At 70.4% G+C, this 24,744-nt stretch carries 22 protein-coding genes; 7 read left to right on the top strand and 15 right to left on the bottom strand.

Annotated features, from left to right (window positions below; all coding sequences use genetic code 11):
• Positions 1-49 precede the first annotated feature (49 nt).
• Entirely contained in the window at positions 50-799 is a 750-nt protein-coding gene (locus QGN30_RS10510) for an enoyl-CoA hydratase (protein ID WP_009957595.1), read from the top strand.
• Between the two features lie 49 nt (positions 800-848).
• Entirely contained in the window at positions 849-1,415 is a 567-nt protein-coding gene (locus QGN30_RS10505) for a hypothetical protein (RefSeq protein WP_225331490.1), read from the top strand.
• On the opposite strand, the gene QGN30_RS10500 is transcribed toward QGN30_RS10505, so the two are convergent.
• From QGN30_RS10500 to rimP, 7 genes are all read right to left on the bottom strand, one after another.
• Positions 1,412-2,746 carry an MATE family efflux transporter gene (locus tag QGN30_RS10500; RefSeq protein ID WP_065503064.1) on the bottom strand — a complete coding sequence of 445 codons (1,335 nt, stop codon included), beginning with the start codon at positions 2,744-2,746 and terminating at the stop codon, positions 1,412-1,414. The two genes, QGN30_RS10505 and QGN30_RS10500, sit on opposite strands and share 4 nt — an antisense overlap.
• Positions 2,743-3,744 (bottom strand): DHH family phosphoesterase, encoded by a 1,002-nt coding sequence (locus tag QGN30_RS10495; protein ID WP_179300671.1) that lies wholly within the window; start codon positions 3,742-3,744, stop codon positions 2,743-2,745. The genes QGN30_RS10500 and QGN30_RS10495 overlap by 4 nt, the downstream gene beginning before the upstream one ends.
• On the bottom strand, positions 3,719-4,207 hold the full coding sequence (gene rbfA, locus QGN30_RS10490) for a 30S ribosome-binding factor RbfA (protein ID WP_009957591.1): 489 nt from the start codon (positions 4,205-4,207) through the stop codon (positions 3,719-3,721). The genes QGN30_RS10495 and rbfA overlap by 26 nt, the downstream gene beginning before the upstream one ends.
• A 6-nt stretch (positions 4,208-4,213) precedes the next feature.
• Positions 4,214-6,985: a translation initiation factor IF-2 gene (gene infB / locus QGN30_RS10485; protein WP_095580347.1), complete on the bottom strand. Its 2,772-nt coding sequence runs from the start codon at positions 6,983-6,985 to the stop codon at positions 4,214-4,216.
• Positions 6,986-7,060: 75 nt separating this feature from the next.
• On the bottom strand, positions 7,061-7,336 hold the full coding sequence (locus QGN30_RS10480) for a YlxR family protein (protein WP_009955965.1): 276 nt from the start codon (positions 7,334-7,336) through the stop codon (positions 7,061-7,063).
• Between the two features lie 156 nt (positions 7,337-7,492).
• Positions 7,493-8,539: a transcription termination factor NusA gene (nusA, locus tag QGN30_RS10475; RefSeq protein ID WP_009955964.1), complete on the bottom strand. Its 1,047-nt coding sequence runs from the start codon at positions 8,537-8,539 to the stop codon at positions 7,493-7,495.
• A gap of 52 nt (positions 8,540-8,591) precedes the next feature.
• A complete protein-coding gene (gene rimP / locus QGN30_RS10470) occupies positions 8,592-9,116 on the bottom strand; it encodes a ribosome maturation factor RimP (protein ID WP_225346133.1) in 525 nt (174 codons plus the stop codon).
• A gap of 207 nt (positions 9,117-9,323) precedes the next feature.
• Here rimP and QGN30_RS10465 point away from each other — a divergent pair, with 207 nt between their 5' ends.
• Positions 9,324-9,851, top strand: coding sequence for a hypothetical protein (locus QGN30_RS10465; protein WP_014380661.1), 528 nt, complete (start codon positions 9,324-9,326; stop codon positions 9,849-9,851).
• The gene (locus QGN30_RS10460; RefSeq protein ID WP_008258734.1) at positions 9,848-10,294 is read left to right on the top strand and encodes a ferritin-like domain-containing protein; all 447 of its coding nucleotides are present in this window, start codon (positions 9,848-9,850) and stop codon (positions 10,292-10,294) included. The genes QGN30_RS10465 and QGN30_RS10460 overlap by 4 nt, the downstream gene beginning before the upstream one ends.
• On the opposite strand, the gene QGN30_RS10455 is transcribed toward QGN30_RS10460, so the two are convergent.
• From QGN30_RS10455 to mqo, 8 genes are all read right to left on the bottom strand, one after another.
• Positions 10,291-12,042, bottom strand: a complete 1,752-nt coding sequence (locus tag QGN30_RS10455; protein WP_201368393.1) for a proline--tRNA ligase — start codon at positions 12,040-12,042, stop codon at positions 10,291-10,293. The two genes, QGN30_RS10460 and QGN30_RS10455, sit on opposite strands and share 4 nt — an antisense overlap.
• Positions 12,043-12,158: 116 nt before the next feature.
• Positions 12,159-13,766 (bottom strand): MFS transporter, encoded by a 1,608-nt coding sequence (locus QGN30_RS10450; protein WP_026071284.1) that lies wholly within the window; start codon positions 13,764-13,766, stop codon positions 12,159-12,161.
• A 33-nt stretch (positions 13,767-13,799) separates the two neighbouring features.
• On the bottom strand, positions 13,800-15,005 hold the full coding sequence (gene cobA / locus QGN30_RS10445; RefSeq protein ID WP_009953420.1) for a uroporphyrinogen-III C-methyltransferase: 1,206 nt from the start codon (positions 15,003-15,005) through the stop codon (positions 13,800-13,802).
• Positions 15,006-15,086: 81 nt separating this feature from the next.
• Positions 15,087-16,469, bottom strand: a complete 1,383-nt coding sequence (locus tag QGN30_RS10440) for a cobyrinate a,c-diamide synthase (protein WP_416366875.1) — start codon at positions 16,467-16,469, stop codon at positions 15,087-15,089.
• 11 nt (positions 16,470-16,480) lie between these two features.
• Positions 16,481-17,095 carry a cob(I)yrinic acid a,c-diamide adenosyltransferase gene (gene cobO, locus QGN30_RS10435; RefSeq protein ID WP_009956278.1) on the bottom strand — a complete coding sequence of 205 codons (615 nt, stop codon included), beginning with the start codon at positions 17,093-17,095 and terminating at the stop codon, positions 16,481-16,483.
• A gap of 15 nt (positions 17,096-17,110) precedes the next feature.
• Entirely contained in the window at positions 17,111-18,952 is a 1,842-nt protein-coding gene (locus tag QGN30_RS10430; RefSeq protein ID WP_095562846.1) for a magnesium chelatase subunit D family protein, read from the bottom strand.
• Positions 18,949-19,419: a GNAT family N-acetyltransferase gene (locus QGN30_RS10425; RefSeq protein ID WP_008258755.1), complete on the bottom strand. Its 471-nt coding sequence runs from the start codon at positions 19,417-19,419 to the stop codon at positions 18,949-18,951. Before QGN30_RS10425 ends, QGN30_RS10430 begins: the two co-directional genes overlap by 4 nt.
• Positions 19,412-20,845 (bottom strand): malate dehydrogenase (quinone), encoded by a 1,434-nt coding sequence (mqo, locus tag QGN30_RS10420; protein WP_050782799.1) that lies wholly within the window; start codon positions 20,843-20,845, stop codon positions 19,412-19,414. Before mqo ends, QGN30_RS10425 begins: the two co-directional genes overlap by 8 nt.
• Before the next feature lie 166 nt (positions 20,846-21,011).
• Between mqo and QGN30_RS10415 the strand changes: the two genes are divergently transcribed.
• The 3 genes from QGN30_RS10415 (at position 21,012) to QGN30_RS10405 (ending at position 24,692) form a co-directional block, all read left to right on the top strand.
• Positions 21,012-22,025, top strand: coding sequence for an alpha/beta hydrolase (locus QGN30_RS10415; RefSeq protein WP_009955392.1), 1,014 nt, complete (start codon positions 21,012-21,014; stop codon positions 22,023-22,025).
• Positions 22,026-22,029: 4 nt separating this feature from the next.
• Positions 22,030-23,409, top strand: coding sequence for a mycothione reductase (mtr, locus tag QGN30_RS10410; RefSeq protein WP_009955394.1), 1,380 nt, complete (start codon positions 22,030-22,032; stop codon positions 23,407-23,409).
• Between the two features lie 143 nt (positions 23,410-23,552).
• Positions 23,553-24,692 (top strand): HoxN/HupN/NixA family nickel/cobalt transporter, encoded by a 1,140-nt coding sequence (locus tag QGN30_RS10405; protein ID WP_009955395.1) that lies wholly within the window; start codon positions 23,553-23,555, stop codon positions 24,690-24,692.
• The last annotated feature ends 52 nt before the right edge of the window (positions 24,693-24,744 follow it).

Raw genomic sequence — 24,744 nt, 5'->3', positions numbered from 1 at the left:
CCGCCGTACCGCCTCCGGTCGCAACGGACGGCTGACTACGGTTGCATTCATGACCGACGAGATCCTGCTGATCCACACCGAGGAACGGGTCCGCACCCTGACCCTGAACCGACCCCAATCGCGCAACGCGCTGTCCTCGGCGTTGCGGGACCGCTTCTTCGGCGCGCTGGCCGACGCCGAAACCGACGACGACGTCGACGTCGTCATCGTCACCGGCGCCGACCCGGTGTTCTGCGCGGGACTCGATCTCAAGGAGCTCGGCGGCTCGTCGGCGCTGCCGGACATCTCGCCGCGGTGGCCGGCGATGACCAAGCCCGTGATCGGCGCCATCAACGGCGCCGCGGTGACCGGCGGGCTGGAGCTGGCGCTGTACTGCGACATCCTGATCGCCTCGGAGAACGCCCGCTTCGCCGACACGCACGCCCGGGTGGGCCTGCTGCCCACCTGGGGGCTGAGCGTGCGGTTACCGCAGAAGGTGGGCATCGGCCTGGCCCGGCGGATGAGCATGACCGGCGACTACCTGTCCGCCGCCGACGCGCTGCGCGCCGGCCTGGTGACCGAGGTGGTGCCCCACGAGCGGCTGCTGGGTGCCGCGCGCCAGGTCGCCGCGTCGATCGTGGGGAACAACCAGGACGCGGTGCGGGCGCTGCTGGCGTCCTATCACCGCATCGACGACGCGCAGACCGGCGCGGGGCTCTGGCAGGAGGCGATGGCGGCCCGGCAATTCCGGACCAGCGGCGACGACATCGCCGCCAACCGCGAGGCCGTGCTGCAACGCGGGCGGGCCCAGGTCCGCTGACCGGGCGGTCCGGTCGGGCCGATTTCCGGCCACCCAATACGATCAGGTGATGCGCGCGGTTGTGGGAATCAGCAGGGCGCTCGCCTGCCTGGCGCTGGCGGCATCGGCGATCGCGGCCGGTGGCCCCCTCGCGGCCGCGCAGCCACCGCCCAAGTTCCCCAACCTCGACGGCTACACCGCCGTCCCGGCCGAGGGCTACCTCAGCACCGGCGCCTCGCCGCGGATCGCCTTTTCCGCCCCGTACGCGCTGGTCTGTGACTTTTACGGCGGGCCGCCGCCCGCGCCGCAACCCTCGCAGGACATCAAGTGCAAGGGCGACATGTCGGGCATGGACGACGTCCCCATCCCCGGGGGCCGCCCGCGGCCGGGCGATTGCGTCGTGGGTTCCGTCGACTTCAAGGGCCCCGGCTACCAGTTGAGCCGCATGTCCTACAGCGGATGCGACGGCAACCCGCCCGCGCTGCCCACGGGCGCCAAGCTGTTGGCCGTGGGCCAGAAGTTGACCTACCTCAACGTCACCTGCGCGGTGGGAGCCGACAACCTGGTCGCCTGCCTGGACACCACCAGCGGCGACCACGGATTCGTCGTGCAGCGCTCGGGCAGCTGGGCGTTCTAGCGGCCCGTGGTGGCCGCCCAGCGGCCCGAGATCGCCCGGGCGCCAACGAAGACCAGCCGCAGCAGCACGAACGTGGTCAGCCCCGTCCAGATGCCCGCCAGACCCCAGCCGAACACCAGCGACAGCCAGATCAACGGCAAGAAGCCGACCAGCGCGCTGATCACGGTGGCGGTGCGCATGAACGCGGCGTCCCCCGCACCCAGCAGCACGCCATCCAGGGCGAAAACAATTCCGGCAAAGGGTAATTGGGCCACCAGGAACCACCACGGCACCCCGATCGCGGCCAGCACCGAACGGTCGTCGGTGAACAGGCGGGGCAGCGCGGAAAACCCGACCGCGCAGATGGCCGCCAGCAGGGCGGCGGCCGCCGCCGAGAACAGCGTCACCCGTCGCGCCACCGATTTCGCGTGCGCGGCGTCACCGGCGCCCAGCGCGGCACCCACGAGGGCCTGCGCCGCTATCGCCAACGAATCCAGCACCAGCGCAAGGAATTCCCACAGCTGCAGCACGACCTGGTGCGCGGCCAACGCCGAGGCGCCGAATCGGGCGGCGACCGCGCCCGCCGAGACGAAGCAGGCCTGAAAAGCCAGCGTCCGCACCACCAGGTCCCGGCCCATCACGAGTTGGGCCCGCAGCACGGCGCGGTCCAGCCGCAGCGGTGCCCGCTCGGCCAGCAGCGCGCGCCCGAACAGCACCGCGGCCAGCCACTGGCCCGCCAGGTTGGCCACCGCCGATCCGGCCAGCCCCAACCGCGGCAACCCCAGCCAGCCGTAGACCAACAGCGGGCACAGCAGCGCCGAAAGCCCAAAGCCGGCAACCACATAACGCAGCGGGCGGACGGTGTCCTGCACGCCGCGCATCCACCCGTTCCCCGCCAGAGACACCAATATGGCCGGGGCGCCGAAGATCGCGATGCGCAGCCACGGCAGCGCCGCCGCGGCGATCGCCTCCCCGCCCACTTTGCCGCCGGCGATCACCGACACCAGCGGCACCGCCGCAGCCTGCACCGCGATCACGACGAGCGCGCCCAGCCCCAGCGCCAACCACGTCGCCTGCACGCCCTCGGTCACCGCCGACGAGCGGTTGCCGGCGCCGAAGTGGCGGGCCGAGCGTGCCGTCGTGCCGTAGGAAAGGAAGGTGAGGTCGGAGCCCACCAGGCTGAGCAGTAGCCCGCCGATGGCCAGCCCAGCCAGGCTCAGGGCGCCGAGCCGGCCGACGACCGCGGTATCGAAGAGCAGGTAGAGCGGTTCGGCCGCCAGCACGCCCAGCGCGGGCAGCGCCAGACCGGCGATCCGACGGCCCCCGGCGTCGGGTCGATCCGGCTCGGTCACCCGAGCGCGGTGCGCAGCGCCGCGACGGCGTCCTCGATCGGGCCGGTGGTCGAGTAGCCGGCCGCCAGCCGGTGCCCGCCGCCGCCGAATGCGGACGCGACCGTCGCCAGGTCCACTTCGGCCTTGGCCCGCATCGATACCGACCACTGCCCCGGCGCGACCTCCTTGAAGACCGCGGCCACCTCGGCCTGCTGCGTGGTCCGCACGATGTCGACGATGCTTTCGACTTCCTCCGGGCGGGACCCGCTCCAATCCTGGTGGCCGACAACGGCATACACCAGCCCCCGGCCGCCAGCCGCGCCCGGCACCAACTGGGCCGACGCCAGCACGCGCGACAGCAGCGGCAGCCATCCGAACGGATGGGTGTCCATCAGGGTCCGGCTGATTGCGGCGTTGTCCACGCCGGCGTCGACCAGCCGTGCGGCCAGACGAAGGGCGCGCGCGCTGGCCCAGCGGAACGATCCGGTATCGGTCGTCAGGCCGGCATAGATGCAATGCGCGACGTCGGGATCGATGGGCTTGCCCCACGCGTCGAGGATGTCGGCGATCATCATCGTCGTCGAATCCGCCGACACGTCAACGAAATTGGCGGTGCCGAACATGTCGTTGGAGGCGTGGTGGTCGATCACCAGCACCTCGGCGCCCGACACGGCCAGCTCGCTCAACGCGCCCAGCCGCTTGACGCTCGGAACGTCAACGGTGACAACCAGATCGACGTCGCGGCGCATCGCGTCCGGGCTGACCAGCAGGTGACGGCCCGGCAGCGACGCCAGCGATTCCGGCAAGCCGGCGGGCTCGGCGAAACTGACCTCGACCCGCTTGCCGCACTTGTCGAGCACCAAACCCAGCGCCAGACCGGCGCCGATGGTGTCGGCGTCGGGATGCACGTGGGCGATCACCGCGACGGTGGCGGCGTCCGACAGTAGGTCGACGGCGGCCGGCGCGTCGACGCGTGCACCCACACCGGCCAGTTCAGTATTCGCGTTGGTCGTCGTCACCGATGCTCCCGTCGAGGCCGGGCTCGACGCCCGATCCGCTATCCCGGTATGGATCGGCCTCCCCAGCCGGCTTGGCGCCCGAACGAACCCGCGCCAGATCAGCGTCCGCGGCGCGCGCCCGCGCCAGCAACTCGTCCATCCGCTGCACGTTGTCCGACGTGGTGTCGCGGGTGAACGTGAGGGTGGGCGTGAAGCGCACGCCGGTGCCCGCCCCGACCATGGTGCGCAGCGCGCCCTTGGCCCGCTCCAGCGCGGCCGCGGCGGCGCCGTAGTCCGGCTCGTCGTCCAGCGTGCGCCCCATGACCGTGTAGAACACGGTCGCGTCGTGCAGGTCGGCGGTCACCTTCGCGTCCACGATGGTGACCCCGTCAAGCCCGGGGTCCTTGATCTCGAACTCGATCGCCGAGGCGACGATCGTGTTGATCCGCTTGGCCAGGCGGCGGGCCCGGGCGGGGTCAGCCATGCCGGGTCACGACCGTTCCTTTTGGACCAGCTCGTAGGACTCGATGATGTCGCCTTCCTTGATGTCGGAATAGCCCAGCGTCATACCGCATTCGAAGCCCTCGCGGACCTCGGTCACATCATCCTTTTCGCGTCGCAGCGAGTTGATCGTGAGGTTCTCGGTGACCACGACGTTGTCGCGCAGCAACCGGGCCTTGGCGTTGCGCCGCACCACGCCGGAGCTGATCATGCAGCCGGCGATGATGCCGACCTTGGAGGACCGGAAGATCGCCCGGATCTCGGCGCGACCCAGCTGGTTCTCCTCGTAGATCGGCTTGAGCATGCCGCGCAGGGCCTTCTCGATCTCGTCGATCGCCTGGTAGATCACCGAGTAGTAGCGGATCTCCACGCCCTCGCGGTTGGCCAGCTCGGTGGCCTTGCCCTCGGCCCGCACGTTGAAGCCGATGATCACCGCGTCCGACGCCGACGCCAGGTTGACGTTGGTCTCGGTGATGCCACCGACGCCGCGGTCGATGACGCGCAGCGCCACCTCGTCGTCGATCTGGATGCCCATCAGGGCCTCTTCGAGCGCCTCGACCGTACCGGCGTTGTCGCCCTTGAGGATCAGGTTCAGCTGGCTGGTTTCCTTCAGCGCCGAGTCCAGGTCCTCCAGGCTGATCCGCTTGCGCGAGCGGGCCGCCAGCGCGTTGCGCTTGCGCGCGCTGCGCTTGTCGGCGATCTGGCGGGCGATGCGGTCCTCGTCGACGACCAGCAGGTTGTCACCGGCGCCGGGCACCGACGTGAACCCGATGACCTGCACGGGCCGCGACGGCAACGCCTCTTCGACGTCGTCGCCGTGCTCGTCGACCATGCGGCGCACGCGCCCGTAGGCGTCGCCGGCGACCACCGAGTCGCCGACGCGCAGCGTGCCGCGCTGCACCAGCACGGTCGCGACCGGCCCGCGGCCGCGGTCCAGGTGCGCCTCGATCGCGACACCCTGGGCCTCCATGTCGGGGTTGGCCCGCAGGTCCAGGGCGGCGTCGGCGGTCAGCAGGACCGCCTCGAGCAGCGCGTCGATGTTGGTGCCCTGCTTGGCGGAGATGTCGACGAACATCGTCTCGCCACCGAAATCCTCTGCCACCAAACCGTATTCGGTGAGCTGGCCGCGGATCTTGGCCGGGTCGGCGCCCTCCACGTCGATCTTGTTGACCGCGACCACGATGGGCACGTCGGCGGCCTGCGCGTGGTTGATGGCCTCCACCGTCTGGGGCATGACACCGTCGTCGGCGGCCACCACCAGGATCGCGATGTCGGTGGCCTTCGCGCCGCGGGCACGCATGGCGGTGAACGCCTCGTGACCCGGGGTGTCGATGAAGGTGATCGGCCGCTCGTCGCCGTCGTGCTCGACGGACACCTGGTAGGCGCCGATGTGCTGGGTGATGCCGCCCGCCTCGGCCTCGCGCACGTTGGCCTTACGGATGGTGTCCAGCAGCCGGGTCTTACCGTGGTCGACGTGACCCATCACGGTCACCACCGGCGGGCGGGTCTGCAGGTCTTCCTCGGTGCCTTCGTCCTCGCCGTAGGTCAGATCGAAGGACTCGAGCAGCTCGCGGTCCTCGTCCTCCGGGCTGACGACCTGGACGACGTAGTTCATCTCGCTGCCCAGCAGCTCGAGCGTCTCGTCGCCCACCGATTGGGTGGCCGTCACCATCTCACCGAGGTTGAACAGCGCCTGCACCAGCGAGGCCGGGTTGGCGTTGATCTTGTCGGCGAAGTCGGAGAGCGACGCGCCGCGGGCCAGCCGGATCGTCTCGCCGTTGCCGTGCGGCAACCGCACACCGCCGACGACCGGGGCCTGCATGTTCTCGTACTCGGCGCGCTTCGCCCGCTTCGACTTGCGGCCACGCCGGGGCGCGCCGCCGGGACGGCCGAACGCGCCGGCCGCACCGCCGCGCTGGCCGGGACGGCCGCCGCCGCCACCGGGCCGGCCGCGGAAACCGCCGCCGCCTCCGGGTGGGGCGCCGACTCCGCCGCCACCGCCGCGGTAGTTGCCGCCTCCCCCGTCACGACCGCCGGGACCACCGGGCCGGCCGCCGCCGGGCCGCGGGGCGCCGGGGCGCGGCGGGCGGCCCTGTCCGGCGGCGCCGGCGGGCCGGGGTGGCATGTTGCCCGGGGAGGCGCCGGGCCGCGGCGCGCCCGGGCGGGGCGCTCCGGGACGCGGCGCCGCCGGGCGCGGGATGGGCCGGTCGACGGGTTGCGCCGACGAGAACGGGTTGTTGCCGACGCGCGGGGCGCGGGGCTTGGGGATGGGGCCGGGGCGCGGGCCCGGCGTCATGCCGGGGTGCGGCGCCTGGCCGGGAGCGGGCGGCTTCGGCTGCCCTGGCGACGGCGCCGACGGGCGCGCGGGGGCCGGCCCCGGTCGCGCCGGGGCGTCGCTCGGCGCGGCGCCGGAGGCCTGGGCGGCGGCAGCGGGCGCCGCGCCACCGGGCTGGGCCGGCGTCGCGGTCGCTTCGCCGTTGCCGGCGGGCTTGTTGATCGCGTTGTCGAGGGCCGCGTCGAGCGACTTGTCGGGGGCCTTGGCGGACGCCTTGGCGTCGCCTTTCGCGGCCTTCGCGGGGGCCTTCTCGGCCGCGGGCTTGCCGCCCCCGAAGGACTCGCGCAGCCGGCGAGCGACCGGCGCTTCTACCGTCGACGATGCGGATTTGACGAATTCGCCCTGATCATTCAGTCGGGCGAGGACTTCCTTGCTGGTGACACCGAGTTCCTTAGCCAACTCGTGTACGCGGGCCTTACCTGCCACTACATCTCCTGTCTATGAGGCGACAGTCGTGGGGCCGCGCCTCGGGTTTAGCTATGACACATTGTCATCGGGACTTCACGGTGTGCTCATGTTCTTTGCTACCTGTTCTGTTGCCGGGCGATCGGGCGCACTCAGCGACTCTATGTGCTCGACCACCGCGGAGGTGTCCGGTGAACCGGTGATGCGCAGCGCCTTGGTGAAAGCCCGCCGCCGGATCGCCTGTTGTGCGCAGTGCGGCACGGGATGCAGCCACGCACCCCGCCCCGGCAGGCGACTGCCTGTGTCAACGATCACGGCGAATTCGCCGTTCCCGGTCGGCACAGCCACCACGCGAAGCAGTTCGACGGCCAACTCTCGCTTTCGGCACCCGATACACGTCCGCACGGGTCCACCCATGTGTCGGTGCGCCCTTCTGGGTTTCGGAGGCCGAAGGCTCACGCTGGATCAGAAATAGTCTAGCGTCACCGGATCGATGGTCAGCACCGCCCGAGGATGTGCGGGCGCGCCCTAGCGGTCGTGGGCCATTCCGTGGGTGGCGCCGTGTTCGGGCTCGTTCTCCGGATGCCCGCCGGGCGAGTCCCCGCGGATGTCGATGCGCCAGCCGGTGAGCCGGGCGGCCAGCCGCGCGTTCTGGCCCTCCTTGCCGATGGCCAGTGACAACTGGAAGTCGGGGACGACCACCCGGGCGGCGCGGGCGGACGGGTCGATGATCGACACCGAGACCACCTTGGCCGGTGACAGCGCGTTGGCGACGAAGCGGGCCGGGTCCTCGTCGTAGTCGATGATGTCGATCTTCTCGCCGGAGAGCTCGCTCATCACGTTGCGGACCCGCTGACCCATCGGGCCGATGCAGGCGCCCTTGGCGTTCAGGCCGGGCAGGTTCGACTTCACCGCGATCTTGGAGCGATGGCCGGCCTCGCGCGCCACGGCCACGATTTCGACCGACTCGTCGGCGATCTCGGGCACCTCCAGGGAGAACAGCTTGCGAACCAGGTTGGGGTGGGTGCGCGACAGCGTGATCAGCGGCTCCCGGGCCCCGCGGGTCACCCCGATCACGTAACACCGCACGCGATTGCCGTGTTCGTAGCTTTCGCCGGGGACCTGCTCGGCCGCCGGGATCACGCCCTCGGACGCCTTCGTCTCGGTGCCCATCCGCACCACCACCAGGCCGCGCGCGTTGGCCCGGCTGTCACGCTGGATCACGCCCGCGACGATCTCGCCCTCACGCGTGGAGAACTCACCGTAGGTGCGCTCGTTCTCGGCATCGCGAAATCGCTGCAGCATCACCTGACGTGCGGTGGTGGCGGCGATGCGCCCGAAGCCCTCGGGGGTGTCGTCCCATTCGCTGATGACGTTGTCGTCTTCGTCGGTCTCCCGGGCGATCACCCGGACGACGCCGGTCTTGCGGTCGATCTCGATCCGCGCGTCGTTCTGATGGCCCTCGGTGTGCCGGTAGGCGGTGAGCAGCGCGGACTTGATGGTCTCGAGCAGCTCGTTGACCGAGATGCCCCGATCCACCTCGATCGCATGCAGTGCGGCCATGTCGATATTCATCTGCGCCGCTCCTTCTCATCGCTACGCTCTGCATCGTCGCCGGCGCGGTTCATCAGCACCGCTCCTTCTCATCGCTACGCTTCGCCAGTGCCAGTTCGGCGTCGGCAGGGGGCGAAAACTCCACCTGGACAACAGCTTTGACGACATCACCGAGCGAGATTTCGCGGATCGCCCAGTCTCGGCCGGTGCGAACCACCAGCGCGACGGCGTCCTCGTTCGTCTCGCCGATGCGGCCGGTCAGCGTCGATCCGTCGGAGAGGGTGACGTCGACCTTGCGGCCGCGGGCGCGGCGGAAGTGCTTCGCGCTGGTCAGGGGGCGGTCAACGCCGCGCGAGGAGACCTCGAGCACGTAGTGGTCGCCGATGGTGTCCAGATCGTCGAGCAGCGCCGACGCCGAGCGTGACAGCGTGGCGGCCGTGTCCAGGTCGAGGCCGTCGTCGCCGTCGGCGATCACCGTGATGCGTGGGGGCCGGGTGCGTGCGTCGATGACCACGTCTTCGATCTCGTATCCCGCGCGCGCAAACTCTGCATCGAGTAGCTCGATCACCTGCGTCTGCGACGGTAGCCCGGTGGTCACGGCGAGCTCCTCATCTTGAGTTGTCCGGTCATCTGGCGGATGTCGCCGCCGCGATGGCTTCGCGTCCGGCTTCCGGTGTCCCGGCGGAGAACGTGCTGGCTGTCCTCTGCGAGAACCAGCTATCCACGATACGCCAGGAATCGCGGATGGCGGCGCGATCGCGTGCTGGCTTCGTGCCCGCCGACGCACCGGTGGCAGGATGTGCTTGTGCCTAGCGCAGTTCCGTTCGTCAACCGGCGAGACGTCCTCTCCGGCGGCGTCGCTTTGGCCGCGCTCGGTGTGGTGTCCGCGTGCGGAAAGTCCGCGCCCAAGCCCCCGCCCGTCGAACAACTGCTGGGCCCGTTGGACCAGGCGCGCCACGACAGCGCGCTGGCGAGTGCCGCCGCCTCGGCCGTCGGGAACCCCCCGCAGGTCGCCGCCGCGCTGACGGTGGTGGCGAGCCAGCGCGCCGCGCACGCCCGCGCGCTGTCCACCGAGATCGCGCGGGCCGCCGGCAAGCTCGCCGCGCCGTCGTCGAGCGAAACGCCCAGCCCGAGTCAGGCCGAGCCGGCCGGTCCCCCGCCTCCCCCGCCGCCGGTGGCCGACGTGATCAACGCGCTGCACGCCTCGGCCGACAGCGCCGCTCGCCTGGTGGGCACCGAATCCGGCTACCGGGCCGGGCTGCTCGCCTCGATCGCCGCGTCCTGCACGGCGTCCTACACCGTGGCGCTGGTGCCCGGGGGGCCGTCGATATGAGCTCGGGGAAGGACGCCGACAACGCCGCGCTGTCCGACGCGCTGGCCATCGAACATTCGACGATCTACGGCTACGGCATCGTCTCGGCCATGTCGCCGCCCAGCGTCAACGGCATGGTGGTGGAGGCGCTCGAGCAGCACCGGCAGCGCCGCGACGACGTCATCGCGATGCTGACCGCCCGCAAGGTCACCGCCCCGGTGGCCGCCGCCGGCTACCAGCTGCCCCTGGTGGTCGGCAGCCCGGCGGACGCGGCGCGGCTGGCCGCGCGGATGGAGAACGACGGCGCCGGCGCGTGGCGCGTTGTCGCCGAACACGCCGAGACCGCCGAGGACCGGGCGTTCGCTTCGACGGCGCTGGTGCAAAGCGCGGTCATGGCCGCCCGGTGGAACCGGGTGTTGGGCGCCTGGCCGATCACGACGAGCTTCCCGGGCGGCAACGACTAGCCCGTCTCAAGCGCCGCCGCGATGTCGGCGGCCAGCGACGCCCCCGTCGCCAGTTCGCGCGTTTGCCCGCCGAAGCGGTCGCGCAGTTCCACCACGCCGTCCGCCCAGCCGCGCCCCACCACCACGATCCAGGGCACGCCCAACAGCTCGGCATCCTTGAACTTCACGCCGGGTGACGCCTGGCGGTCATCGAGCAGCACGTCGACGCCCAGCCGGTCGAGCTCGCCGGCGAGCTCGGTGGCCCCGGTGCGGGCCCGGTCGTCCTTGTTGGCGATCACCAGGTGGACGTCGAAGGGCGCGACCGACGACGGCCACCGCAGCCCCAGCTCGTCGTGGTGCTGCTCGGCGATCACGGCCACCATCCGCGAGACGCCCAGGCCGTAGGAGCCCATCGTCAGGCGCACCGGCTTGCCGTCCTCGCCGAGCACGTCGGCCGTGAAGGCGTCGGTGTATTTGCGGCCGAGCTGGAAGATGTGCGCGACCTCGATGCCGCGCGCCGACACCAGCGGGCCCGCGCCGTCCGGTGACGGGTCCCCGTCGCGCACCTCGGCGGCCTCGATGGTGCCGTCGGCGGTGAAATCGCGGCCGGCGACCAGCCCGACGACGTGCCGGCCAGGCTCGTCGGCCCCCGTGATCCAGCTGGTGCCGTCCACCACGCGTGGATCGACCAGGTAGCGAACACCGTTGTCGCGCAACGCTTTCGGGCCGATGTATCCCTTCACCAGAAAGGGGTACTTGGCGAAGTCGGCGTCGTCGAGCATCGCGTATTCGGCCGGTTCGAGCGCCGCGCCCAGCCGCTTGTCGTCGACCTCACGGTCGCCGGGTAGCCCGATGGCCAGCAGCTCCCAGTCCCCACCGGGCTCGCGCACCTTGAGCAGGACGTTCTTCAGTGTGTCGGCCGCGGTGACGGTGCGGCCCAGGTCGGCGGTGTTGGCCCAGTCCACCAGGGTGGCGATGGTCGGGGTGTCGCCGGTGTCGTGGACCACCGCCTCGGGCAGCCCGTCGATCGGCTGCGCCTCCGGGCGCGAGGTGACGACGGCCTCGACGTTGGCCGCGTAGCCGGACTCCAGGCAGCGCACGAAGGTGTCCTCGCCGACCGGGCTTTCGGCCAGAAACTCCTCGGAGGCGCTGCCGCCCATGGCGCCGGAGACCGCCGAGACGATGACGTAGCGCACCTGCAGGCGCGCGAAGATGCGCTGATAGGCCTCGCGGTGCGCGTGGTAGGCGGCCTTGAGCCCGGCGTCGTCGACGTCGAACGAGTAGGAGTCCTTCATCAGGAACTCCCGCACGCGCAGGATGCCGGCGCGCGGCCGCGCCTCGTCGCGATACTTGTTCTGGATTTGGTAGAGCAGGACCGGAAAGTCTTTGTAGGAGCTGTATTCGCCCTTGACCGTCAGGGTGAACAACTCCTCGTGCGTCGGGCCCAGCAGGTAGTCGTTACCGCGGCGGTCTTTGAGCCGGAACACCGAGTCGCCGTATTCGGTCCACCGGTTCGTTGCCTCGTAGGGCGCGCGGGGCAGCAGGGCGGGAAACAGGATCTCTTGCCCGCCAATGGCATTCATCTCCTCGCGGACGATGCCCTCGATGCGGCGCAGCACCCGCAGGCCCAGCGGCAACCAGCTGTACAGCCCGGGCGCGACGGGCCGGATGTAGCCGGCCCGGATCAGCAGCTTGTGGCTGGCGACTTCGGCGTCGGCGGGATCGTCGCGCAACGTGCGCAAAAACAGCTGGGACATCCGGGTGATCACAGCGGGCTAGCCTAGCGGTGACGCGGGGCCCGGTATCCGGCAGCCCGAGACTGCAACCAGCGACGCGTTTCCCGAGTAGGACGTAGGTAGCTGCACTCTCGCGGAGGGTCAGCGAGCTACAGCTCCCCGGCGTCCATCGCTTCCTTGACCTCTTGCGCGTGCGCGACCTGGTCGGGTGTGTAGCCGATGAGCAGCGCCGCACCGCCGACGATGACGGCCACCCCGGCCACCCACAGCAGGCCGTAGGTATAGCCGTGGTCGAGCGCCTGCAGCTGCGCGTCGGTCATGTTCTTCACCGGGCCGGTGGTGCCGCCCAAATACAGTGTCCGCGAAGTGATCACGGCCTGGATGACGGCCAACACGAGCGGGCCACCCAGGCTCTGCAGCATCAGCGTGACCGCGGAGACGGGACCGATCTGATCGAAACCCACACCGGCGATGGCCGACAGCGTCAGGGGCACGACGGCCATGCCGATGCCGATCCCGCCGACCACGATCGGCAACACCAGGTTGGGGAAGTAGGCGACGCCGCGGTGCATGAACGCCCAGCCGTAGAGCATCGCCCAGAAGAGCAGGATGCCGCCGCCGATGGTCAAGACCCGCGGCGAGAACCGCGACACCAGCTGCGAGGAGATGCCGAGGCCGATCCCCATCGCGATGACGAACGGGATGAAGCCGACGCCGGCGTGCAGCGCGCTGTAGCCGAGGATGTCCTGCACGTACAGGCCGATGCACACGGTCAGGCTGAACATCAGCCCGCCGGCCAGGAAGATCGCGGTGAACGTGACCAGGCGGTTGCGGTCGCGGAACAGATCGAACGGCACGACGGGGTTCTCGGCGGTGCGCTCCACGATGATGAAGCCCAGCCCGGCGAGCATCGCCACCACACCCGAACCGATGGTGGTGATCGAAACCCACCCCTTTTCCGGCCCCATCGAGAAGGCGAACACCGCGGCGGTGCACGTCAGGGTGGCCAGCATGGCGCCGGTGGCGTCCAGCTTCATCCGCTCGCGGTTGGTCTCGCGCAGCGCGGTGCGGGCCAAATACATCATCACCAGGCCGATCGGCACGTTCACCAGGAACGCCAGCCGCCACGACACCTCGGTGAGCGCTCCCCCGACCACGAGGCCCATCACCGAGCCGACGGCCGTCATCGCGGCGAAGACCGCGGTCGCGAAGTTGCGCGCCGGTCCCTTGGGGAAGGTGGTCGCCACCAGCGCCAGGCCCGTCGGCGAGGCGATGGCCGACCCGACGCCCTGCGACAGCCGGGCGATGACCATGGTCGCCTCGTCCCAGGCGACGGCGCACAGCACGGAGGAGATGGTGAACAGGGCGACACCGACGATGAAGGTGCGCTTGCGCCCGATGGTGTCGCCGAGCCGCCCGCCGAGCAGCATCAGCCCGCCGAATGTCAGCACGTAGGCGGTGATCACCCAGCTGCGGCCGGCGTCGGACAGGCTGAGCTCGTTTTGGATCTTGGGGAGCGCGACGATCGCGACGGTGCTGTCCATCGTCGCAAGCAGCTGCATACCGCCGATGGCGATGACGGCCGCGATGAAACGTCGCGAGGGCAGCCACGCCGGGTAGTACTTGCTGATGCGATTGGAGGCGGTCTCCGCCGGGGGCTTTGCGGCGGTCTCCGCCGTGCGCACCGGGGCCGGACGATCGGGGCGTGCAGACGTCCAGTTCTGGACAGCGCGCTCTGAGTCGTTGAGAGCCGTCATAAAGGGTTACCTTACAGTAATCTTAAGAAGCGTTTAAACCCCGAAAGCCGCCACGGCGCCGATCACGATGATCGCGGGAGGTCGGATCCCCTCGGCGCGAATCTTTTCGGGCGTGTCGGCGAGGGTGGCCCGCAAAGTGTGTTGAGCGGCCGTCGTTCCGTGCTGAACGACAAGCACGGGCGTATCCGCTGGTCGACCGCCTGCCAAAAGGGCTTCGGCGAAAAGTTCGATGCGTTCGACGGCCATCAGCAAAACAATCGTGCCGGACATCGCGGCCAGCGCATCCCAATTCACTAACGATTCGGGATGCCCGGGTGGGAGATGGCCGCTGACCACCACGAACTCGTGGTTGATCGCCCGATGGGTGACGGGGACACCCGCCAGTGCGGGCACCCCTATGGCGCTTGTCACACCCGGCACCACGGTGACCGGGATCCCGGCCTCGGCGCACGCGAGCACCTCCTCGTAGCCGCGGGCGAAGACGAAGGGGTCCCCCCCTTTGAGGCGCACCACGAAGCTTCCGGCCCGGGCGCGTTCGATCATCACGTCGTTGATGGCGTCCTGGGCCATCGCCCGCCCGTACGGGATCTTGGCGGCGTCGATGACTTCCACGTGTGGGGGCAGTTCGGCGAGCAGTTCCGGCGGCGCGAGGCGGTCGGCGACCACGACGTCGGCCTGGGCGAGCAGCCGGCGCCCGCGCACGGTGATCAGTTCGGGGTCGCCGGGACCGCCCCCGATCAGCGCCACGCCGCCCTTGACGGCGTCGGAGCCCACCGGGCCCTCGGGGGTGATGACCCCGGTCTGCAGCGCCTCCCGGATGGCGGAGCGGATCGCCGCCGAACGCCGGTGCTCGCCGCCGGCCAGGACGCCGACGGACAGCCCCGCATAGCTGAAAGACGCTGGCGTCACCGCGGTTCCCTCGACGGCGATGTCCGCCCGGACGCAGAAGATCTGGCGGCTTTCGGCCTCGGCGACCACGGCCTCGTTGACGCGCGGGTCGTCGGTGGCCGCGATCGCGTACCAGGCGCCGTCGAGGTCGCCGTCGCGGTATTCGCGCAGTGCCAGGGTGATTCCGGTCATGGCCTCGACCGACCGGGTGGCGCTGCGGGAGATGACGTGGACGTCGGCGCCGCTGGCGATGAGCAACGGCAGCCGGCGCTGGGCGACGGTGCCGCCGCCCACGACGACGACCTTCTTACCGGTCAGCCGCAGCCCTACGAGGTAGGCGCTCTCAGTCACCCGGCAAGCTTAGTGGTTCGTGGCCTTGGCATCGCGCGCGTAACGCCGCGGCGAAGTTCGGCCGGATTTTTCGCCGTGACGTTACGTCCGCGAACCCGCTCGCCGGGCCGCGTGGGCGACGAAGCGCGCCACCGCCTCCGGCGCGGCGGCCGGGTGGGTGTGCAGATACGACGCGTGCACGCCGGCGTGCACGACGCCGTCGCGCACGGCCCCGCCGGCATCGTCGGCGTCGTCGGCGTCGGACGCCCGGTACATCCATGCTGGCTGGTAGCTGTCGCTGAATGTGACTGCGGTGCGGTGGAATTCGTGCCCGACGGCCCGCTGGCCCGCGGTGTACAGCGGGGAATCGGCCACGGCGACGGCGTCGCGGTAGGCCAGCGTCAGCTGCGGGGTGAACCGGGCCCGTCCGGCCAGCACGCCGCACATCGGGTGGCCGTCGAGTTCGGCGGCCAGGTAGATCAGCCCGGCGCACTCGGCGTGCACGGGCGCCCCGGCGGCGGCCAGCTCCTTGATCTGCCGGCGCACGACCTCGTTGGCGGACAGCTCGGCGGTGAACTGTTCGGGAAAGCCGCCGGGCAGCAACACCGCATCGCTGCCGTCGGGCAACGCGTCGCTGAGCGGATCGAATGCGACGACGTCCGCGCCGGCGGCCGCCAGCAGCTCCGGGTGCTCGGCGTAGCCGAAGCTGAAGGCCTTCCCGGCCGCCACGGCCACGGTGGCGCGCCGCCGCGCCGACTCCCCCACCGCCGCCGCCGGATCCCACGGCTCCCCGGCCGCCGGGGCCCGCGCGACCGCGATCACCGACGCCAGGTCGACGTGGGCGGCGACCAACGCGGTCATCGCGTCGACCGCCTGCCGGGCCCGGCGGCCGTACTCCACGGCGGTGACGAGCCCCAGATACCTTGTGGGAAGCTCCAATTCGGCCGCCCGCGGGATGGCCCCCAGCACCGGGACACCGGCCTGCTCGCAGGCCTGCCGCAACACCTGCTCGTGGCGGGTCGAGCCGACCCGGTTCAGGATCACGCCGGTGACCCGCGTGGCGGTGTCGAACGTCGAAAAGCCGTGCAGCAGCGCGGCGATGCTCTGGCTTTGACCGCGCGCGTCGATGACCAGCACGACGGGTGCGCCCAGCAGGCGGGCGACGTGGGCGGTCGATCCGGCGGCGGGGGTGGCGGCGGACGGCCCGATCCGCCCGTCGAACAGCCCCATCACGCCCTCGATCACCGCGATGTCCGCGCCGGCGGCGCCGTGCGCGTACAGCGGGCCGATGAGGCCCTCCCCGACCAGCACCGGGTCGAGGTTGCGGCCCGGCCGGCCTGCGGCCAGGCCGTGATAGCCGGGATCGATGAAGTCCGGGCCCACCTTGAACGGCGCGACGGTGTGACCCGCCCGGCGCAAAGCGCCGATCAAACCCGTTGCCACGGTGGTCTTTCCGCTGCCCGACGAGGGTGCGGCGATGACCATGGCGGGAACACTCACCACTCGATGCCCTTCTGCCCCTTGCGCCCGGCGTCCATCGGATGCTTGAGCTTGGTCATCTCGGTGACCAGGTCGGCCGCATCGATCAGCGGCCGCGGGGCGTCGCGTCCGGTGATGACGACGTGCTGGTGGCCGGGCCGCGCCGCGAGCACCTCGACCACCTCGTGGACGTCGACCCAGCCCCACTTCAGCGGATAGGTGAACTCGTCGAGCACGTAGAAGTCGTGGCGCTGGTCGGCCAGCCGGCGCGCGATTTCGGCCCAGCCGTCGGCCGCGGCCGCCGCGTGATCGGTGTCGCTGCCCGCCTTGCGCGTCCAGGACCAGCCGGCACCCATCTTGTGCCATTCGACCGGCGCGCCGGCGCCGTGTTGCTCGTGCACGTCGCCGAGCGCGGCGAACGCCGCCTCCTCGCCGACCTTCCACTTCGCGCTCTTGACGAATTGGAACACCGCGACGGAAAGCCCGGCGTTCCAGGCCCGCAACGCCATTCCGAACGCCGCCGTCGACTTCCCCTTGCCGGCGCCGGTGTGCACCGCCAGCACCGGCGTGTGACGTCGCGCCCGGGTGGTCAGGCCGTCATCGGGAACCTGGACTGGAACTCCTTGCGGCATAACGGGTTACCTTTCTCACGCGACGTCGCGTACCGCACGCGTCAACGAATCGGCGTGCAGCTGCTCCAGCCGAACGGCGGGTGCGCCGAGTTGGCGGGCCAGCTGCTCGGCCAGGCCCAGCCGCACGAACGACGTCTCGCAATCCACGACCACCGCGGCGGCGCCTTCGGCCACCAGCCGGGCCGCCGCGGATCGGGTGCGGCCCAACGGATCCGGTCCTGCGGTGGCCCGGCCGTCGGTGAGCACCACCACCAGGGCGCGGCGGGCCCGGTCGCGCGCCTTCTCCCGGACGATCAGCTCGCGCGCGGCCAGCAGGCCTTCGGCGAGCGGCGTCTTGCCGCCGGTGTCGAAGCGGGCCAGTCGCCGCCCGGCGATGTGGGCCGAGGAGGTCGGCGGTAGCAACAATTGCGCCTGCTGGTGCCGGAAGGTGATCACGGCGACCTTGTCGCGGCGCTGGTAGGCGTCGCGCAGCAGCGACATCGTGGCGCCGCTGACCGCCGCCATCCGGTCGCGGGCGGCCATCGAACCCGAGGCGTCCACCACGAAGATCACCAGGTTGCCCTCGCGTCCCTCGCGCACGGCGCGGCGCACGTCGTCGGGCCCGGGCCGCAGCGGCCCGGCCCCGGCGCGCTCGGCGGCCGACAGCAGCGTGGCGAACAAGTGCAGTCCGTGCCCGCCGCAACTGGTGTCGTCCCCGTCGGTGGCGGCGATGACGCTGCCGCTGGCGTTGCGCGCCCGCGACCGCCGCCCGGGCGCGCCCTCCCCCACCCCGGGGACGCGCAGCGCGCGGGTGCGGAAGGTTTTCGACGGAGGCGCGCTGGGCTTGGACTTAGGCGGCTGCGCCGTGGTGCTGTCCCCCGAGTCTCGTTGTGGCCCAGCCTGTTCGGTGTCCGGCGTTTGACCGCCGCCGGGCGGGTCGGGCTCGGGGTCCGGCTCGGAGCCGGCCTGCGCCAGGGCGTCGTCCAACTGGTCGCGGTCGATCCCCGGATCGTCGAAGGGGTCGCGGCGGCGCCGGTGCGGCAGCGCCAGCTCGGCGGCGACCCGGATGTCCTGTTCCTCGACGGTGGGCGCCCCGCGCCAGGCGGCGTGGGCGACGGCGGTGCGGGCCACCACCAGGTCCGCGCGCATGCCGTCGACATCGAACGCCGCGCACAGCGCCGCGATGCGCCGTAACTCGTTGTCGGGCAACACCACATCGTCGACGAGCGCGCGGGCCGCGGCGATGCGCCGGGCCAGCTCGGCGTCGGCGGCGGCGTATCGCTCCGCGAAGCCGTCCGGGTCGGCCTCATACGCCATTCGCTGCCGGATGACCTGCACCCGCACGTCGACGTCGCGTGAGGCGTGCACGTCGACGGTGAGCCCGAAGCGGTCCAACAGCTGCGGACGCAGTTCGCCCTCTTCGGGATTCATGGTGCCGATCAACACGAACCGCGCCTCATGCGAATGCGAGATGCCGTCGCGTTCGATGTGCACCCGCCCCATCGCCGCGGCGTCGAGCAGCACGTCGACGAGATGATCGTGCAGCAGGTTGACCTCGTCGACGTAGAGCACCCCGCCGTGCGCGCGGGCCAACAGGCCCGGGGAAAAAGCGTGCTCGCCGTCGCGCAGCACCCGCTGCAGATCCAGCGAGCCGATGACCCTGTCTTCGGTTGCCCCGAGCGGCATTTCGACCAGGCCGGAATCGCTGCCGGTCGCCGCGCACAGCAGCGCCGCCAGGCCGCGCACGGCCGTCGACTTGGCGGTGCCCTTCTCGCCGCGGATGAGGGCGCCCCCGATCTCAGGGCGCACGGCGCACAACAGCAGGGCGAGACGCAGCTGGTCGTGCCCGACGATGGCGCTGAACGGGTAGGGCCTCACGGCTTGGCCGCCAGACCGGAGCCCGGCCGCAGCATGGGCACGTGCGGGACGCCGTCGTCGACGAAATCGTCGCCGTCGCGCACGAATCCGTGCTGCGCGTACATGTCGGCCAGATAGGTCTGCGCGTTGATCCGGCACGGGTAGTCACCCACCTCGGCCAGGGCCGCGCGCAGCAGCCGGGTGGTGTGGCCCTGGCCACGGGCGCTGCGCTTGGTGCACAGGCGCCCGATGCGGAACGCCTTCTCGCCTCCGGCGTGCTCCTCCATCAGCCGCAGCGTACAGATCACCTCGCCGTCGGCCGTCTCCAGCCAGAAGTGCCGGGTTTCGGCGAGGAGGTCACGGCCGTCCAGTTCGGGATACGGGATCGCCTGTTCGACGACGAACACCTCCACCCTCAACTTGAGCAGCTCGTAAAGTGTCTGGGCATCAAGGTCTTTGGCCCAGATACGCCGCAGTGCTTCAGTCATTGACATCCAACCCCAGTACCTTCGTTCCCCACGAAAAGACCTCGTCGTAGAGCGCCGGCTCGTCCGACAGCGACGCCCCCAAAGAGGGAACCATCTCCTTGAGCGCGGGCAACCACGACTGAAAACGGTTGGCAAAGCACCGCTGCAACACGTCGAGCATGATCGGCACCGCGGTCGACGCCCCGGGCGAGCCGCCGAGCAGACCCGCGATGCTTCCGTCGGCGGCCCCCACCACCGTGGTGTCGAAGTCGAGCACCCCGCCCTTTCGCCTGTCGCGCCGGATCACCTGCACGCGCTGACCGGCCACGGTCAACTCCCAGTCGGAACCCGCTGCGGTGGGCGCGAATTCGCGCAGCATGCGCAGCCGGTCCGGCTCGGAGAGCCGCAATTGGCCGAGCAGGTACCGAAGCAGCGTCAGCTGGGTGGCGCCGACCCCGAGCAGGGAGGCCAGGTTGTGCGGCTTCACCGAGCGGGGCAGGTCGGTGAAGTGCCCGTGTTTCAAGAACTTCGGTGACCAGCCGGCGTACGGGCCGAACACCAGCCACGGCTTGCCGTTGACGTAGCGCAGGTCCAGATGCAGCGCCCCCAGGGGCGGTGCGCCGGGCGCGGGCGCCCCGTACACCTTGGCCCGATGCGCGGCGGTGAGCGCCGGCTTGTCGGCGCGCAGGAACCGGCCACCGATCGGGAATCCGGCGAAACCCCTGACCTCGCTGATGCCGGACTTCTGCAGCAGGGGCAGCGCGTCGCCGCCGGCCCCGACGAAGACGAATTTGGCGTGACAGCGGCGCTTTTGACCGGTGCGGCGATTGCGGATCGACACCGTCCAGCCGCCGTCGGACCCGCGGGTCAGGTTGCGGACCTCGTGCCCGAACAGGGCCGTCGCGCCGCCCCGCACACAGAATCCGACCAATTGGCGCGACAGCGCACCGAAGTCGACGTCGGTGCCGTGGGCGGCCCAGTTGAGTGCGGTCGGCGTGGAGAAGTCGCGATGGGCGGCCATCAACGGCAGCCGGCGGGCGAACTCGCCCGGGTCCTCGATCAATTCGATGCCGGCGAACAGCGGGTTGGCCGCCAGCGCGTCACGGCGCCGCCGCAGATAGTCCACGCGCTGCGCCCCGCGCACGAAGCTCGCGTGCGGGATCCGGGTCAAAAAGCTCCGATCGGTCAGGATGCCGTTCTCCACGGCGTGAGCCCAGAACTGGCGGGTCACCTGAAACTGCTCGTTGACGCGCACCGCTTTGCTGATGTCGATCGAGCCGTCGGCGCGCTGCGGGGTGTAGTTCAGCTCGCACAGCGCCGAATGCCCCGTGCCGGCGTTGTTCCAGGGGCTGCTGCTTTCCGCGGCGACGGCGTCGAGGCGTTCGACGAAGGTCAGCGACCACTCCGGCTGCAGCCGGCGCAGCAACGCGCCCAGCGTCGCGCTCATGATGCCCGCGCCCACCAGCACGACGTCCGTCCGCGCGGTTGTGGCTAGCGATGACACCGGCTTGCTGGTCCTTCCCTCGACTGGGCCGATCCCCAGGTTATCCCGAGGCAAAGTGGGCGCGAACGACGTGCGGCTCCCCGTGCCCAGCAAAAGCTAAGCTTGCCTCGTGACTGGCTGGGTGCCCGATGTCCTCCCCGGATATTGGCAGCGCACCATCGCGCTCGGCCGCGATCCCGCCGGTGAGAGCGACATCGTCGCGACCCTGATCCGGCGCGGGCCGGCACAGGCGGGCCCGGCCGGGCGCGCGGTGCTGGCGGTGCACGGCTACACCGATTACTTCTTCCACACCGAGCTGGCCGACCATTTCGCCGCGCGCGGCTTCGCCTTCTACGCGCTGGACCTTCACAAGTGCGGCCGGTCGCGGCGCGACGGCCAGACGCCGCACTTCGTCACCGACCTCGCCAACTACGACACCGAACTCGAGCACGCCCTGGACGTCGTGCGCGCGCAGGCCCGCGACGTGCTGGTGTACGGGCATTCCGCGGGCGGGCTCATCGTGTCGTTGTGGCTGGATCGGTTGCGCCGCCGCAACCCGGACGCGCACGCCGACATCGGCGGGTTGGTGCTCAACAGCCCGTTTTTGGATCTGCCCGGCCCGGCCATCCTGCGGCATTCGGCGACCGTGGCGCTGCTCGGGGGTCTGTCGCGGGTGCGGTCCAAGGGCGTGGCCAGGTCGCCGGGTGAGGGCGGCTACGGCACCACGTTGCACCGCGACTATGGCGGGCAATTCGACTACAACCTGCAGTGGAAACCCGTGGGTGGCTTCCCGATCACCTTCGGTTGGCTGCACGCCGTCCGCCGCGGCCAGGCCCGGCTGCACCGCGGCCTCGACGTCGGCGTGCCGAATCTGATCCTGCGCTCGGACCACAGCGTGCGCGAAACCGCGGACCCGGAGCCCATGCGGTGCGGCGACGCCGTTCTCGACGTCACCCAGATCGCCAGGTGGGCAGGCTGTGTCGGAAACCGCAGCACCATCGTCCCGGTGGTCGATGCCAAGCACGATGTGTTCTTGTCGTTGGAGGGCCCGCGCGACGTCGCCTATCGGGAACTGGATCTCTGGCTGGACGAGTACCTGCCCACCAACAACAGCGACGCCCCGGCGTCGTTCGGAAGGGGGTGACGGTGTGGAGACCTACGACGTCGCGATCATCGGAACCGGTTCGGGCAACAGCATTCTCGATGAACGCTTCGCCGACAAACGGGTGGCCATCTGCGAACAGGGCACGTTCGGGGGCACGTGCCTGAACGTCGGGTGCATCCCGACCAAGATGTTCGTCTACGCCGCCGAGGTCGCCCAGAGCATCCGGGAGGCGGCGCGCTACGGCATCGACGCCCGCATCGAGCGGGTGCGCTGGGACGACATCGTCTCGCGCGTGTTCGGGCGCATCGACCCGATCGGGGTCAGCGGCGAGGACTATCGCAACGCCGCGCCCAATATCGATGTATACAAACAGCACACCCGGTTCGGCGCGGTTCAACCCGACGGGCGCTACCTGTTGCGCACCGACGCCGGCGACGAGTTCACGGCCGATCAGGTGGTGATCGCGGCGGGGGCGCGCGCCGTGGTCCCGCCCGCGATCCTCGAGTGTGGCGCGACGTACCACACCAGCGACACGATCATGCGAATCCCCGAACTGCCCGAGCATTTGGTGATCGTCGGCGGCGGTTTCGTCGCAGCCGAATTCGCCCACACCTTCTCCTCCCTGGGCTCGCGGGTCACCCTGGTGGTCCGGGGCTCCACATTGCTGCGGCACCTCGATGACGTCGTCGGCGAACGCTTCACCCGCATCGCGGCCAGCAAGTGGGAGCTGCACACCCACCGCAATGTCGTGGGCGCCGAAAACCAGGGTTCGGGTGTCGCGGTGCAACTCGACGACGGTCGCACCGTGAACGCCGACGCGCTGCTGGTGGCGACCGGCCGCGTGCCCAACGGCGATCTGCTCGACGCCGAGCAGGCCGGCGTCACCGTCACCGACGGCCTGGTGGTCGTCGACGAGTACCAGCGGACCACGGCGCGTGGCGTTTTCGCGCTCGGCGACGTCTCCTCGCCGTATCAGCTCAAGCACGTCGCCAACCACGAGGCGCGCGTCGTGCAGCACAACCTGCTGTGCGACTGGGACGACACCGAAGCCATGGCCGCCACCGACCACCGCTACGTGCCCGCGGCGGTCTTCACCGATCCCCAGATCGCCTCCGTCGGGCTGACCGAAAACCAGGCCATCGCACAGGGTTTCAAGATTTCGGTGAAGATCCAGAACTACGGCGACGTCGCCTACGGCTGGGCGGCCGAGGACACCACCGGGATCGTCAAGCTCGTCGCCGAGCGCGGCACCGGCCGCCTGCTGGGTGCGCACATCATGGGTGATCAGGCCTCGTCGATCATCCAGCCGTTGATCCAGGCGATGAGCTTCGGGCTGACCGCCCTGCAGACGGCCCGCGGGCAATACTGGATTCATCCGGCCCTGGCCGAGGTGGTGGAGAACGCGCTACTGGGTCTGCACTGACCTCGGCGGCGGCTCGGGCGTGAGCGGTTCAGTGTCGAGGGCCAAGAATCCGCGCTTCACTTGCATCCGGCGCGGCGGGGAACTTACAGTCGTGGCCGGTTGTTCTCAGCCCGATACCGCAAGGACGCGCCGGAAGGACCCCAGTGGCCAGCACCGAGATCGACCGGCGGCCGTCACGGGTGACCAGACTTCTCGGCGCCCTGACCACAGCGGAGTGGTGGCGGCTGGCCGCGATGCTCGCGTCCATCGTCGGGCTGCACCTGCTCGGCTGGCTCACCCTGGTGTTCTTGGTGGCACCGGCCCAATACAGCTTGGGCGGCAAAGCTTTTGGTGTCGGGATCGGATTGACGGCCTATACGCTGGGTATGCGACACGCCTTTGACGCCGACCACATCGCCGCCATCGACAACACCACCCGCAAGCTGATGAACGACGGGCAGCGCCCGCTGGCCGTCGGCTTCTTCTTTTCGCTGGGCCACTCCACCGTGGTGTTCGCGTTGGCGCTGTTGCTGGCGGGCGGGGTGAAAACGGTCGTCGGGCCGGTCGAGGACGACTCCTCGACGCTGCACCACTACACCGGGTTGATCGGCACCAGCGTCTCCGGCGTCTTCCTGTATGCGATCGCCCTTCTCAACCTCATCGTCCTGGCCGGCATCCTGCGCGTGTTCGCGCGGTTGCGCCGCGGCGAATTCGACCCCGAGACCGACGGGGCCGAGCTGGAGCGGCAATTGCAGAGCCGCGGACTGATGAACCGGGTGCTCGGCCGGCTCACCAAGTCGATCACCAAGTCGTGGCACTGCTACCCGATAGGGTTGTTGTTCGGGCTGGGCTTCGACACCGCCACCGAGATCGCACTCCTGGTGCTCGCCGGCACCAGCGCCGCCGCCGGGCTGCCGTGGTACGCCATCATCTGCCTGCCGGTGCTGTTCGCCGCGGGCATGTGCCTGCTGGACACCATCGACGGTTCGTTCATGAACTTCGCCTACGGCTGGGCGTTTTCCAATCCGGTGCGCAAGATCTACTACAACATCACCATCACCGCGCTGTCGGTGGCCGTCGCCCTGCTGATCGGGAGCGTCGAACTGCTCGTCCTGTTCGCCGACCAATTCGGTTGGCGGGGCGCCTTCTGGACCTGGATCGGCGGGCTGGACCTCAACGCGGTCGGCTACGTCGTCGTCGGCATGTTCGTCGTCACCTGGGCGGTGGCCCTGCTCGTCTGGCGCTACGGCCGCATCGAGGAAAAGTGGGGCCCCACCGACCTGGGGGCCGAATCCGCGACCTAGCGGCTCACCGGGCGCGGGCGTGCGAGGCGCGCGAAGCGTTGACAACGCTCGG

The organism is Mycobacterium sp. 3-98, from assembly GCF_035918355.1.
Taxonomy (GTDB): domain Bacteria; phylum Actinomycetota; class Actinomycetes; order Mycobacteriales; family Mycobacteriaceae; genus Mycobacterium; species Mycobacterium intracellulare.
Note: the sequence above shows the minus strand (reverse complement) of the source record. Positions and strands in the feature narration are given on the sequence as shown.